The 12,882-nt window shown below is 71.0% G+C and carries 13 protein-coding genes; 6 read left to right on the top strand and 7 right to left on the bottom strand.

All coding sequences use genetic code 11. The features are described 5' to 3' along the window. Positions 1-143 precede the first annotated feature (143 nt). The 3 genes from moeZ to WBN91_RS36415 form a co-directional block, all read right to left on the bottom strand. Positions 144-1,316, bottom strand: coding sequence for an adenylyltransferase/sulfurtransferase MoeZ (gene moeZ / locus WBN91_RS36425; protein ID WP_337728845.1), 1,173 nt, complete (start codon positions 1,314-1,316; stop codon positions 144-146). 125 nt (positions 1,317-1,441) lie between these two features. Next, positions 1,442-2,443 (bottom strand): DUF3152 domain-containing protein, encoded by a 1,002-nt coding sequence (locus WBN91_RS36420; protein WP_337728846.1) that lies wholly within the window; start codon positions 2,441-2,443, stop codon positions 1,442-1,444. 75 nt (positions 2,444-2,518) lie between these two features. Then, positions 2,519-3,496 carry an alpha/beta fold hydrolase gene (locus tag WBN91_RS36415; RefSeq protein ID WP_337728847.1) on the bottom strand — a complete coding sequence of 326 codons (978 nt, stop codon included), beginning with the start codon at positions 3,494-3,496 and terminating at the stop codon, positions 2,519-2,521. A 141-nt stretch (positions 3,497-3,637) separates the two neighbouring features. Between WBN91_RS36415 and WBN91_RS36410 the strand changes: the two genes are divergently transcribed. Beyond that, a complete protein-coding gene (locus WBN91_RS36410; RefSeq protein WP_337728848.1) occupies positions 3,638-4,285 on the top strand; it encodes a TetR/AcrR family transcriptional regulator in 648 nt (215 codons plus the stop codon). Between the two features lie 46 nt (positions 4,286-4,331). Here WBN91_RS36410 and WBN91_RS36405 read toward each other — a convergent pair whose 3' ends face one another. Next, on the bottom strand, positions 4,332-5,201 hold the full coding sequence (locus WBN91_RS36405; protein ID WP_337728849.1) for an alpha/beta fold hydrolase: 870 nt from the start codon (positions 5,199-5,201) through the stop codon (positions 4,332-4,334). Beyond that, positions 5,198-6,097 carry an AurF N-oxygenase family protein gene (locus tag WBN91_RS36400; RefSeq protein WP_337728850.1) on the bottom strand — a complete coding sequence of 300 codons (900 nt, stop codon included), beginning with the start codon at positions 6,095-6,097 and terminating at the stop codon, positions 5,198-5,200. The genes WBN91_RS36405 and WBN91_RS36400 overlap by 4 nt, the downstream gene beginning before the upstream one ends. Positions 6,098-6,164: 67 nt before the next feature. Between WBN91_RS36400 and WBN91_RS36395 the strand changes: the two genes are divergently transcribed. Beyond that, on the top strand, positions 6,165-6,887 hold the full coding sequence (locus WBN91_RS36395) for a TetR/AcrR family transcriptional regulator (RefSeq protein ID WP_337728851.1): 723 nt from the start codon (positions 6,165-6,167) through the stop codon (positions 6,885-6,887). Continuing rightward, positions 6,887-7,192, top strand: a complete 306-nt coding sequence (locus WBN91_RS36390; RefSeq protein ID WP_337728852.1) for a DUF4873 domain-containing protein — start codon at positions 6,887-6,889, stop codon at positions 7,190-7,192. The genes WBN91_RS36395 and WBN91_RS36390 overlap by 1 nt, the downstream gene beginning before the upstream one ends. A 64-nt stretch (positions 7,193-7,256) precedes the next feature. Here the strand turns inward: WBN91_RS36390 and WBN91_RS36385 are convergent, their stop codons facing one another. Together WBN91_RS36385 and WBN91_RS36380 are read right to left on the bottom strand one after the other, a co-directional pair. Next, on the bottom strand, positions 7,257-7,484 hold the full coding sequence (locus tag WBN91_RS36385; protein WP_121222861.1) for a DUF3107 domain-containing protein: 228 nt from the start codon (positions 7,482-7,484) through the stop codon (positions 7,257-7,259). Positions 7,485-7,525: 41 nt separating this feature from the next. Next, complete coding sequence (locus WBN91_RS36380; RefSeq protein ID WP_337728853.1) at positions 7,526-8,206, bottom strand: ferritin-like fold-containing protein; 681 nt, start codon at positions 8,204-8,206, stop codon at positions 7,526-7,528. Between the two features lie 396 nt (positions 8,207-8,602). Here WBN91_RS36380 and WBN91_RS36375 point away from each other — a divergent pair, with 396 nt between their 5' ends. The 3 genes from WBN91_RS36375 to WBN91_RS36365 all read left to right on the top strand — a co-directional run bounded on the left by WBN91_RS36375 (position 8,603) and on the right by WBN91_RS36365 (position 12,766). Beyond that, positions 8,603-10,246: a DEAD/DEAH box helicase gene (locus WBN91_RS36375; RefSeq protein WP_337728854.1), complete on the top strand. Its 1,644-nt coding sequence runs from the start codon at positions 8,603-8,605 to the stop codon at positions 10,244-10,246. A 208-nt stretch (positions 10,247-10,454) separates the two neighbouring features. Beyond that, on the top strand, positions 10,455-11,828 hold the full coding sequence (locus tag WBN91_RS36370) for an Rv3212 family protein (protein WP_337728855.1): 1,374 nt from the start codon (positions 10,455-10,457) through the stop codon (positions 11,826-11,828). Between the two features lie 62 nt (positions 11,829-11,890). After that, positions 11,891-12,766 carry an alpha/beta fold hydrolase gene (locus WBN91_RS36365; protein ID WP_337728856.1) on the top strand — a complete coding sequence of 292 codons (876 nt, stop codon included), beginning with the start codon at positions 11,891-11,893 and terminating at the stop codon, positions 12,764-12,766. Positions 12,767-12,882: the final 116 nt, after the last annotated feature.

The following is a 12,882-nucleotide window of genomic DNA, read 5'->3' as shown; positions in this document are numbered from 1 at the left end:
CGGTGGGGGAACCGAGGCCCTCCACTTGTAGGTAACACCTACCGCGCGCTCCGCGCGCGAAGGACGCGCTGCGCGCGCGAAAAAGCGTGCAGCGCGCGTCGAAAACCCGCGCGCTGCACGCCATCGCGTTGCCCAGTGGTTGCTCAGTAAGTCGGCAGGCTGGTGTCGACCTCGCGTGCCCACGCCAGCACACCGCCACCGACGTGCACCGCATCCTTGAAGCCCGCCTGGTGCAGCACCGCCAAAGCCTCCGCCGACCGCGCACCCGACTTGCAGTGCAGCACGATCTGCTTGTCCTGCGGCAGCTCCGCGAAAGCCTCACCCGACAGGATCCGGTCCTTCGGGATCAGCACCGAGCCCGGGATCTTCACGATCTCGTACTCGTGGGGCTCTCGGACGTCGATGAGGACGAAGTTGTCGCCGCTGTCCTGCTTCTGCTTCAGCTCCAGCGGGGTGATGGTGTTGCCCGCCGCCGCGTTCTGGGCCTCGTCGGAGACCACGCCGCAGAAGGCCTCGTAGTCGATGAGTTCGGTGATCTTGACGCTCTCCGGGTCCTTGCGGATCTTGATGGTCCGGTAGGACATCTCCAGGGCGTCGTACACCATCAGCCGGCCCAGCAGCGGCTCGCCGATGCCGGTCAGGAGCTTGATCGCCTCGGTCACCATGATCGAGCCGATCGACGCGCACAGCACGCCCAGGACGCCGCCCTCGGCGCACGACGGGACCATGCCGGGCGGCGGGGGCTCCGGGTAGAGGTCGCGGTAGTTCAGGCCCTGGCCGTTGGGCGCGTCCTCCCAGAAGACGCTGACCTGGCCCTCGAACCGGAAGATCGAGCCCCAGACGTACGGCTTGCCCAGCAGCACGGCCGCGTCGTTGACCAGGTAGCGGGTGGCGAAGTTGTCCGTGCCGTCGAGGATGAGGTCGTAGTCGCGGAAGATGTCGAGGGCGTTCTCCGAGTTCAGGTGCGTCTGGTGGAGGTTCACCTTGACGTACGGGTTGATCTCGGCGATCGACTCGCGCGCGGACTCCGCCTTCGGCTTGCCGACGTCGGACTGGCCGTGGATGACCTGGCGCTGGAGGTTCGACTCGTCGACGGTGTCGAAGTCGACGATGCCGAGCGTGCCCACCCCGGCCGCGGCGAGGTAGAGCAGCGCCGGCGACCCGAGCCCGCCCGCCCCGACGACCAGGACCTTCGCGTTCTTCAGCCGCTTCTGTCCGTCCACCCCGACGTCCGGGATGATCAGGTGCCGGCTGTACCGCGCGACTTCCTCCTTGGTCAGCTCCGCTGCGGGCTCCACGAGCGGCGGAAGCGCCATCTGATCCTCCTCGACGAGACATGTCCTCTACCGATGGACAACACCAGACTGGACCACCGTCTTCCCCGATGGGAAGTCGTCCCATTGCGTGGACACGAAGTGGCGACCGGCGTCCCACGCCCACGTCAACGGGGCGCGACGGGGAAGGCGTTGGGGGTGCAGACCTTGCCGTCGGCCGCGACCACGCCGCGGTTGGAGACGTCGACCTCGTTGAGCCGGGCCACGTAGTCGTTGGCCACGCCGAAGGTCTGCTGCATCATCACGGGCGCCGGCTGGCCGTTCTCCTTGCACCCCTCGTGCGGGTTCTTCAACACGTGCCCGACCTCGTGGTTCACCGCGTAGGTCCGGTAGAACGACAGATCGGTGTTGAACGCCTTCGCGCCCCGCACCCACCGCGCCACGTTGATCACCACGCGCTCGGTGGGCGGGTGCCAGCAGGACGTCTCGTACTGGATCTGGAAACCGCACAGGCCGTGCGTGGTGTTCGGCGTGGTCAGGCTGATGATGAAGTCCACCGGGCCGCTGTCCACCCGCTGCATGGCGACCTGACCGGTGCCGATCCAGCTGCGCGGGTCGGCCAGGATGCCGTCGACGGTCCGCGCGAACGCGTCTCGATCGCCGCCGAAGTCCGCCGCGTCCACGCCGTCCTCGATGGCGATCGAGTACTTGTACAGCTTCCCCTGGCCCGCCTGGCCCGTCCCGCCGGGGACGACCTGCCACGTGCCGGCGCCCTGCTCGGAGTACTTCGGCCCGTCGGGCAACTCGGCGGTCGGGATGTTGACCAGGTCGATCTTGGACGGCGGTGTCTCGGTGGCCACCGGCGGACCGGAGGAGGTGCTGGTCTCGGTCGGGCCGGCCGCGCCGGTCTGGCCCGGCTCGCCGACGCTCGAGGGCGTGGCCGTGTCGAGCACCACGAGAGCGGTCAGGACGAGCAGCACGGGGACGGCGTAGATGCGCCAGCCGTAGTTCGCGACCAGGCCTTTCAGGCCGCGCTTGCGCTTGCGGCGGTGCCTGCCCGCCGGTTCCCAGGACGCGGTCAGCGGCTCGGCGGCGGTGCGCCGGGTGCCGCGCCGGTAGCGGTCCTCGGCGGGCGGCGCCGCCTCACGCTCGTCCGACGTCCGGTTCACGGCGACCAGAGTGCCACAAGCCCGACGAGCCGGTGCGGGCCGGTGCTCGTCCGCAGGTCACGGGTCTGAACCGATCTACCAGTCCGCACCGCGTTCCCACATCCCGAGCACGGCCCGCGCCACCGTCGTCGGCCGCTCCATCTGCGCCACGTGGCCGGTCCGCGGCAGCACGAGCAGCCGCCCGCGCGGCAGCAGCCGGGCCACCCGGGGGGCCTTGCGGGCGCTGACCAGCTTGTCCTGCACACCCCACACCACCAGCGTCGGCGCGGTGATCTTCGGCGGCAGCTGCCACATCGACTTCGAGCGCGGCACCAGCCACGCCCGGAACAGCTCCAGCGTGCTGCGACCCAGGGCCTCGGGCGCCCACGGCTGCGCGGAACGCTCGGTGTACTCCTCCACCGACTGCCGGAACCGGTCGTCGGGCACCTGCGCGGGGTCGGCGAAGCACAGGTTGAGCATCTGCCGGGCGCGCTGCTCGGGCGTCACGAGCATGAGCTGCCGGCGCACCCGCGGACCGAGGATGGGCAGGAACGCCAGCGGCATCCGGCGGTCGGACACCCGGTTCAGCCGGGGCCTCAGGTCGGGCACGGCCGGTGAGATGAGGGTGAGCGTCTTCACCAGATCGGGTCGGGTCGACGCCACGAACAGGGAGATCGCGCCGCCCATCGAGTTGCCGAACAGGTGGACCGGACCCACGCCGAGCCCTTCGATGAACCCCGCGACCACCTCGGCGTGCGTGGTCATGCTGAACGTGTACCCCGGGATCGGCTCGGACCGCCCGAACCCCGGCAGGTCCAGCGCGTGCCCCGCGACGTGCTCGGACAGCTGGCCCGCGAGGTCGGTCCAGTTCGTCGCCGAACCGCCCAGGCCGTGCACGTAGACGGCGGTCTCGGCGGTCGGTCCGGGGGTGCGCCGGACGTGCACGCGGTGCCCCGCGACCTCGACGTAGTCACCAGGCCAGGGGCCGCTCGTTGTGTCCAGCGGAGGTAGCGGTGCGGAGGACAGGGGCACGTGGGTGAGGGCGGGTCTGCTCGCCTCCAGGGTCTCGGTCACCCCACCAGGATGCCTGCTTGAACGTCCTATGAAACGGGAAGCTTTGCCGCAACGCTGCTACCAGCGAGTAAGGTTGCTCCCGACGAACCGGGGAGGCCACCCCCCGCCGGTTCCGCGATGTGAAGGTTGGCTGGAGGCACCATGACGGAGACGGCCCAGACCACGGTCGGGCACAACGGCGGCGCGGGTCGAGGGGTCCGCCTCCCACGCACCGCCCGGCGTGCCCAGTTGCTGGCCGCGGCGCAGGACGTGTTCGTGTCCAACGGCTACCACGCCGCCGCGATGGACGAGATCGCCGAACGCGCGGGCGTGAGCAAGCCGGTGCTGTACCAGCACTTCCCGGGCAAGCTGGAGCTGTACATGGCTCTGCTGGAGTCCCACGTGGACGAGCTGGTGAACCGCGTGCGCGGTGCGCTGGCGTCCACGACGGACAACAAGCAGCGCGTGAAGGCGACGGTCGCAGCGTTCTACGACTTCGTGGACGGCGAGGGCCAGGCGTTCCGCATGGTCTTCGAGTCCGACCTGCGCGGCGAACCTGCCGTGGCCCAGGCGGTCGAGCGGGCGACGACCGACAGCGTGGACGCGATCACCGAGACGATCACGGCCGACACGGGCCTGGACGAGGACCGGGCGCGGCTGCTCGCGGTGGGCCTGGTCGGCTTGAGCCAGGTGACGGCCCGGTCGTGGCTCGCGGACGACCGCAAGGTCCCCAAGGAGGACGCGGTGTCGCTGATCTCCAACTTGGCGTGGCGCGGCATCGGCGGCGGCTTCCCCCTCCACCAGCACTGAACAGCGAAGAGGGCCGGACCCCCAGGGGACCGGCCCTCTTCCTCGTTCACAGCAGCGCGGTGATGTGTGCTGTGACCTCTGCTGATCTCTCCAGCGGCAGCATGTGCCCCGCACCCGGGTAGATCACCAACTCCGTGCCCGGCAGCTCGTCCGCGATGGTCCGCGCGTGCCGCAGTGGCGTGAGCTTGTCCGCGCCCCCGGCCAAGACCACGCACGGAATCCCGGCGAACTCCTTCAGCGCCTTCTTCCGGTCGTGCTCGTTGAGCGACTCGCGGAACGCGACCATCGCCACCGGGTTGCACCGGCCCACCATCGCCGCCGTCGACGCCACGTCCACCCACGACGGCCGCTTGCCGAACAGCAGCCACCGCAGTCCCGGCCGCAGCACCTCGGTGCGCCGCAACAACTGCGCCCGCCGGAGCTTCGCGATCTGCCGGTTCGACGCGGCCTCGCCGGCGAGGAAGACCCGGCCCAGCAAGCCCGGCAAGCCGAGCGTCGAGCCGGACAGCTCACCGGACGAGGTCGCGACGAACACGACCCCGGCGACGCGGTCGAGCAGCGTGGGGTGCTGCTCGGCCAGCGCCATGAGCGTCATGCCGCCCATCGAGTGCCCGGCGAACACGATGCGCCCCTTCGGCACCCGTGCCGCCAGCAGCTCGGCCAGGTCGTCCGCGCACTGCGCGATGGTCGCGCTCTCCGCCGTGGCCGCCCCGGATCCGCCATGTCCGCGGTGGTCGTAGCGCAGCACCCGGCCGGGCAGCGCGGGGGCGACGTGGTCCCACGACGTCTGGTCCAGCGTCCACCCGTGCACCAGCACGGTGGTCACGTCGGCGTCGCGGGGACCGGTGTCCACCACGTGCAGGGCGGTGCCGTCCGCGGTCACGAACCGGTGGTCCGGCTCCCAGGGCGCGCTCATCCGATGAGGAACGACCGGCGCCACGCGCGCATCCCCGGCTTGCCGACGAGACCGTTCTCGTCGAGGAACTCCATGATCCCCTTGCCCGCCCACCGGATCGTCTCCTGCCAGTGCGGGTTGCCCAGCGCCGCCTTGTGCGCCTCGTCCTTGTCCAGGCCGACCGCCGCGTACACCTCGGGGTTGATGACCGACCGCGTGATGAACATCGCGGTCGTGGCCAGCAGCCACCGCTGGTAGGGCAGCTCCTTCTTGGAGATCTTCCGCATCCCGCGCACGACCTCCTCGCGGGCGAACCGCACGTGCCGCGCCTCCTCCAGCACGTGGATGCGGTTGACCATGCGGACCAGCGGCTGCACGGTCTCGTCGGCCATCGTCTCGCGCTGGAGGCGGTCGAGGATCTCCTCGGCGACCAGGATCGAGCCGTACAGCGCGGGGCCGTAGCCGATCACCGGGAGCAGTTTGCCCAGGTGGTAGGTGTAGCGGCGGGGGCCGTAGGGCGGGCACCCGATGCGCTCGACCATGCGGGCGAACATGGTGGAGTGCCGGCACTCGTCGGCGACCTCGGTCAGCGCGTACTGCGCGTGCTTGGTCGTCGGGTCGGAGCGGTAGACCTCCTTGAGCAGCATCTGCATCAGGAGGATCTCGAACCACAGGCCGACGCTGGCGACGCTGGCCACCTCGTGGCGGGAGAGGTCGATGCGCTGCTCCTCGGACATGCGCTCCCACAGCGCGGTGCCGTAGAGGGAGCAGCGGTGTTCGGGCGTGTAGCGCAGGCCCTCGACCAGCGGCGCGTTCCAGTCGATGTCGACCTCGGGGTCGTAGAACTTGTCAGCCGAGGAGTTGAGCAGCCGTTCGGCGGTTTTCTCGCGATCGGCGACTTTCAAGGTCCTCGTCATCGGGTCCCTCCCCGGCTCGGGATATCTGTGACTTGAGGTAACAGTTACTTCTGGTAGCGTGCGTCACATGGCTCGAACTGTCAAGGGCGGAACGGACGCACGCCGGGAGCGCTGGAAGGGGCACCGGGAGGCGCGCCGGGCCGAGTTCGTGGAGGCGACCATCCGCGCGGTCGCCGCGCACGGCCCCGACGTGGGGATGGACGAGATCGCCGCGGAGGCGGGCGTCAGCAAGCCCGTGCTGTACCGGCACTTCGCCGACAAGTCCGACCTGTACCTCGCGGTCGGGCGGCGGGGCACCGAGCTGCTGATGGAGTCGATGGTCCCGGCCATCGCCGAGGACGGACCGATCCGCACGCGCATCCGCCGGATCGTGGACTCCTACCTGACGGTCATCGAGGACAACCCGAACCTGTACCGGTTCGTCGTGCGCAAGTCCTTCGCCGACCGGCCCGTCGAGCAGGACGTGGTGGCCGAGGACAAGGAGCTGATCGCCGCGGCCCTGGCCCGCCTGCTCGGCGACTACCTGCGCGCGTTCGACATGGACTCCGGCGGCGCCGAGCCGTGGGCGCACGCCCTGGTCGGCATGGTGCAGAACGCCGGCGACTGGTGGCTGGACCGCCAGTCCATGACCCGGGCGAGCCTGAGCGACTACCTGACCACCATCATCTGGCACGCGATCGACGGGCTGCTCCGCTCCGCGGGCGTCGAGCTGGACCCGGACGCGCCGCTGACCACCGATTTCTCCACCGAGCCCGCCCGGCTGCGGCTCGTCAACGGCGAGGAGGCGTGATGTCGCAGGAACACGGGGAGCACGACGAGGACGGCTACACCGGGTCCGCGGTGCTGGTGTTCGACCAGCGCGAGGTGGCGGTGGAGGTGGAGCTGCGCGGGTACTTCCAGCCCATCGACGGGCGGTACCACTGGTACGGCCGGGTCAAGGCGAACGAGCAGGTCACCGAACTGGTGGAAGGCGGTGCGCGGACCGCGCTGCTGCGCACCCCGGACGGTTCGGCGACCGGCAAGCTCACCGACCCGGACCCGTGGTCGCGCTACCGGGTGGCGGGGATCTCGACCCCGCCGTTCACGGTGGGCTGATCACCCTGAAAGACGACGAGAGGGGCACCCGCGGCGGGTGCCCCTCTCGTCGTTCGAAGCTCGTTCAGTCCGCCACGAAGCCGACGCGGCGGCTGTCGCTCGGACCGATCTCCACGTACGCGATGCGCGCCGCGGGCACCACGAACCGGGCGCCCTTCTGGTCGACCAGCGTGAGGTGACCGCTGCCCGCCTTCAGCGCGTCCGCGACCTGGGACTCCACCTCGTCGGGGGAAAGAGCGCTCGACACCACGAGCTCCCGCGGGCTGTCCGCGACGCCGACCCTGACCTCCACGCTGACCTCCGTACGCGCTGTGAACCTTCCGGGAACCAACCCTAGCCGAGCCCGAGCGCCGTCATGCGGCGCGTGTGGCTCTGCTGGAGCCGCCGGAACAGCGCCGCGATGCCCGCGAGGTCACCCGATCCGCGCACGATCAGCTCGGCCAGCGGATCGCGCTCGGCCACCACGTACTGGGCCTGCGTCAACGCTTCCCCGAGCAGCCGGCGACCCCACAGGGTGAGCCGGTCCTTCACCTTCGGGTCGTTCTCGCACACCGCCCGGACTTCGCGCTCGGCGAACGCGGAGTGCCCCGTGTCGGCCAGCACGGCGAGCACCAGCTCCTTGGTCGGCTCGTCGTCGAGCCACTGGGCGACCTCGCGGTAGAAGTCCGCCGCCAGCCCGTCGCCGACGTAGGCCTTGACCAACGACTCGTGCCACGACTTCGGCGCGGTCGAGGCGTGGAAGGCGTCGAACCCGGCCACGAACGGGCGCATCGCGTCCTCGACCGAGTGACCGTGGGCGGCGAGGTACTTCTCGATCAACGCGTAGTGGCCGATCTCGGCCGCCGCCATCGCCGACAGGTCCGCCCGCCCGGCCAGCGTCGGCGCGGTCCGCGCGTCCTCGGCCATGCGGTCGAACGCCGACAGCTCGCCGTACGCCAGCGCGCCGAGGAGGTCGACCACACCCTCCGCCACCTGCCCGGACACCACCGTCTGACCCGCCTCCGCCTCACCCATGAGCGGCAGCCTAGTCGGCCCGACCCCCGCCACCGCCGGTGTCGGCCGCGAGTGGTTTTCACAACACCCCACGCGTGCGGTCCGCAGGTATCCGCAGGTGCCTGGCCTGTTCCACCCCGATCGGCCTAAGCGCCGGGTAGACTCGCACCTTGACGCCCGGCGCGGCGCGGCCCAGAGGGGGCTCGCAGCGGTGCCGCAGGCTGAAACTACGGCGGCACCGTGCCGCCCGGAGAGGGTGCGCGCATACCTCGCTGGCCCTCCCGCGCCACTGCCCGGCCGCTCCCCAACGGCCGAGAGGCGGCAGGCGTGGTCGAGCGGCCCGTACAGGCCGTGCGCGCTGGTACGAGAGAGGCGATCATCCTGACCGCGACGAACGAACGAACGCACCTTGATCCGGTGGCCCTGGAGCACTCCGAGGCCGGGTTGCCCGAGGAGGACACCTCCCACCCGCTGGTCGCCAACGCGCCGGTCCGCACCGACTCCCCGACGTTCACCGAGATGGGTGTGCGCGAGGAGATCGTCCGGGCGCTGGCCGAGGCGGGCATCGAACGGGCCTTCGCCATCCAGGAGCTGACGCTGCCGCTGGCCCTGGCCGGTGACGACGTCATCGGCCAGGCCCGCACGGGCACCGGCAAGACCCTGGGCTTCGGCATCCCGCTGCTCCAGCGCATCACCGTCCCGGGTGACGGCACCCCGCAGGCCCTGGTCGTCGTGCCGACCCGCGAGCTGTGCCTCCAGGTCACCCACGACCTGACCGACGCGGCCAAGCACCTGGGCGTCCGCGTGCTGGCCATCTACGGCGGCCGGCCGTACGAGCCGCAGATCGCCGCCCTGCGCAAGGGCGTCGACGTGGTCGTCGGCACCCCGGGCCGCCTGCTCGACCTGGCCGAGCAGCGCCACCTGGTGCTGGGCAAGGTCCGCGGCCTGGTGCTGGACGAGGCCGACGAGATGCTCGACCTGGGCTTCCTGCCCGACATCGAGCGCATCCTGCGCATGGTGCCCGACGAGCGGCAGACCATGCTGTTCTCGGCGACCATGCCCGGCCCGATCATCACGCTGGCCCGCACGTTCCTCAACCAGCCCACGCACGTCCGGGCCGAGGAGAACGACGCCGGCGCGATCCACGAGCGCACCGAGCAGTTCGTCTACCGCGCCCACGCGCTGGACAAGACCGAACTGCTGGCCCGCGCCCTCCAGGCCCGCGAACGCGGCCTGTCCATGATCTTCGCCCGCACCAAGCGCACCGTGCAGAAGGTCGCCGACGAGCTGGTGGAACGCGGTTTCGCCGCCGCCGCCGTGCACGGCGACCTGGGCCAGGGCGCGCGCGAGCAGGCCCTGCGGGCGTTCCGCAGCGGCAAGATCGACGTGCTGGTGGCCACCGACGTGGCCGCGCGCGGCATCGACGTCGAGGGCGTCACGCACGTCATCAACTACCAGTGCCCCGAGGACGAGAAGACCTACGTGCACCGCATCGGCCGCACCGGCCGCGCGGGCCGCACGGGCGTCGCCGTCACGCTCGTGGACTGGGACGAGATGCCCCGCTGGAAGTCCATCAGCGACGCGCTGGGCCTGGACAAGCCGGAACCGGTGGAGACGTACTCGACGTCGGACCACCTGTTCGCCGAGCTGGACATCCCCGCCGGCTCCACCGGCCGCCTGCCCCTGGGCCTGCGCACCCGCGCCGGCCTCTCCGCGGAGGTCGAGGAAGACCTGAGCGACGGCAAGGGCAAGTCCCGCAAGCGCCGCCGCCGCAGCTCGGGCTCCGGCTCGGGTTCGGGCTCGGCTTCGACCTCGGGCGACACCCCGCAGGCCGAGGAAGCGGCCGAGGACACCACCCGCCCGCGCCGCACCCGCGCACGCACCCGCCGCCGCGGCGGCGTCGTGGTGGCCGGCGAGAACGAGACCGAGTCGACTTCGGAGACCCCGGCGCAGTCCGAGCAGTCCGCCGAGGGCTCTTCGGACCGTCCTCGTCGTCGCCGTCGCCGTCGCTCCGGTGCGGAGTCCGGCGGTTCCGCCGACGCGGTGCAGTCGGCAGACTGACGCAGTGTTGGATGGCCGCGACTGACGTCGCGGCGGTTCGGCCGCCCTGAAGTCGGCTCGTCGAGTCACCTTTCGCTCCGATCGAAGAACGTGATCGGACCGAAAGGCGCCACGACAAGCCGACGGCGGCCTCACACGGATCACCGGCCACGTGCGGCAGCATGTGGCCGGACAGATCACCCCACCGAAACGCAGCGGGAGCCGGGCAGTGGGTCAGCCGGAGCAGGCGGAGTCGAACAGCCAGGTCGTCGTGGACACGACGGCCGAGGCCGGTCCCGCCGAACACGACACCGGGCACGACACCGGGCACGTGCCCGCCGAGGACGTGCTGGGCGACGAGCCGACCCCGCCGGTCGACGACGAGCCGGTGCTGCCCGCCCGGTCGTGGCGGCGGCCCGGGGACTGGGTGGCGTTGACGCTGCTGGTCGTCGTGGTGCTGGTCGCGAGCCTGCTGGTGTGGGCGTTCAGCGACGCCCGCAACACCGTCTCGCAGACCGGTCCGAGCCAGGTCACGCCGCTGCCGCAGGTCACGGTGCTGCCGCCGTCGATGGGCGAGGTGTGGCGCGCGCCCAGCGCCGCCACCCAGCAGCCGGTCAGCCTGGACTCCGTGGTCGTCACCGGTGACGGCGGCGAGGTCGTCGGCCGGGACGCGCTGAGCGGCGACGTCCGCTGGCGCTACAGCCGCGACTGGCCGCTGTGCACGGTGAGCACGGCGTGGGGCCGGGTGTTCGCCCTGTACCGCAAGGACACCAACTGCTCGGAGCTGACCACGCTGGACGCCCCGTCCGGCAAGCGCGGCCCGCAGCGCAACGGCGACGCAGCCCTGGACACCCGCCTCCTCAACGAGGGTTCGCACGTCCTGACCACCGGCGAGACCTACTTCGAGGTCTACCGGCGCGACGACCTGGTCCGCTCGCTGGAGTACGGCACCCTGCGGGCCATCGTGAACCCCGGCAAGCAGCCCCGGCAGGGGTGCCAGTACGGCTCGTTCGCGGTGACCGGCGGCAAGGCGGCGGTGATCGAGCGCTGCTACTCGCAGGACCCGTCGGACCGGTTGACCGTGCTCAAGCCCAACCCGGAGAAGTCCGACGAGCCGCAGGTGCTCAGCACCACCATCGTCGGGGTCAAGGGCGCGCGGGTGATCGCGGTGAGCGGCAACCGGGTGGCCGTGGCGGTGCCGGGCAAGGTGCAGGTGTACGACTCCGACTCCAGCAGCCTGATCGCGGAATACCCGGTCGACGTCACCGCGGCCGAGCTGGAGGGCGACCCGCCGGGCCGCGTGGTGCCGACGATGACCAGCACGGCGAACATCTACTGGTTCACCGGCTCGCGGACGGTGGCGCTGTCGCTGATCGACCTCCAGCCGGTGTGGTCCATGCCGTCGAAGGGTCCGGGCACGACGCTGGCCGGCCGGGTCCTGGTGCCCGTGCCGGGCGCGCTGACGGTCGTGGACCAGGTCAACGGCCAGGAGGTCGGCCGCATCCCGGTCGACCGCGGCGGCTACGACGGCACCGTCCTGATGGCCACCGAGGGCCCGATCGTGCTGGAACAACGCGGCGACACCCTCGTCGCCCTCCGGTAGACGATCCCGACTCCACCGAGTCGACCACGCGCGAGCGCCCGTCGTGCGGCACACTTCGAGACGTGTACTCGCAGCTCAGCCCTCACCGCGCGCACCGGGTCGACCTACCGGGCCGCTACGGCCCGGTAGCGGCGTTGCGCGCACCCGCCGCGGGCGTCGACCTGGGCGCGACGGCACTGCTGGTGCCGGGCTACACGGGTTCCAAAGAGGACTTCGCACCGATGATCGACCCGATCTCGGACGCGGGCCTGGAGGTCGTGGCGATCGACCTGCCCGGCCAGTACGAATCCCCCGGCCCCACCGCCGAGACCGACTACCGCCCAGGTCCGCTGGGTGCGGCCCTGGCGGAACTGGTCGGCAAACTCACCGCCGAAGGCCGCCGAGTCCTGCTGCTGGGCCACTCGTACGGCGGCTTGGTCGCCCGCGGTGCCGTGCTGGCGGGCGCACCCATCACGGGTTTGGTCCTGCTGTCGTCGGGACCGTCCGAGCTGCCACCAGGCGAACGCCGCACGGCCTTGGACTACGGCGAGATCACCTTGCGCGAACAGGGCATCGAGGCCTCCCAACAACTCAACGAGGTCCGCGCCGCCCTGCACCCGAGGTGGTCCCTGATGCCCCAGGAACTGAAGGACTTCTACCGAGAACGCTTCCTCCGTTCCACGCCGGCGGGGCTGCTGGGCATGGGCGACTCCCTGCGCACCGAACCGGACCTGGTCGCCAAACTGGCCCGGACCCTGCGCGCGGCCTGTGTGCCGTGTTTGGTGGTGTGCGGCGAACTGGATGACGCTTGGTCGGCGGCGGCCCAACGAGACATGGCCGAGCGGTTGGATGCCGACTTCGCGGTGCTGAAGGGTGTCATGCACTCCCCTAACACCGAGGCCCCGAAGGAACTCCTCGCCACCCTGCTACCCACCTGGCGAGCCTGGCTCTCGGCCTAGCCCAAGCCCCGCTTTTCGGTACACCCACACCCCAGGGTTTCTTCGGCGCGCGCAGCGCGGTCTTCGCGCGCGGAGCGCGCGGTAGGTGTTACCTACAAGTGGAGGGCCTCGGTTCC

Origin of the sequence: Saccharothrix sp. CCNWYY140 (assembly GCF_037401995.1) — a bacterium.
Taxonomy (GTDB): domain Bacteria; phylum Actinomycetota; class Actinomycetes; order Mycobacteriales; family Pseudonocardiaceae; genus Actinosynnema.
The sequence above is the reverse complement of the archived record's forward strand: the minus strand, read 5'-3'. Positions and strand labels throughout refer to the sequence as shown.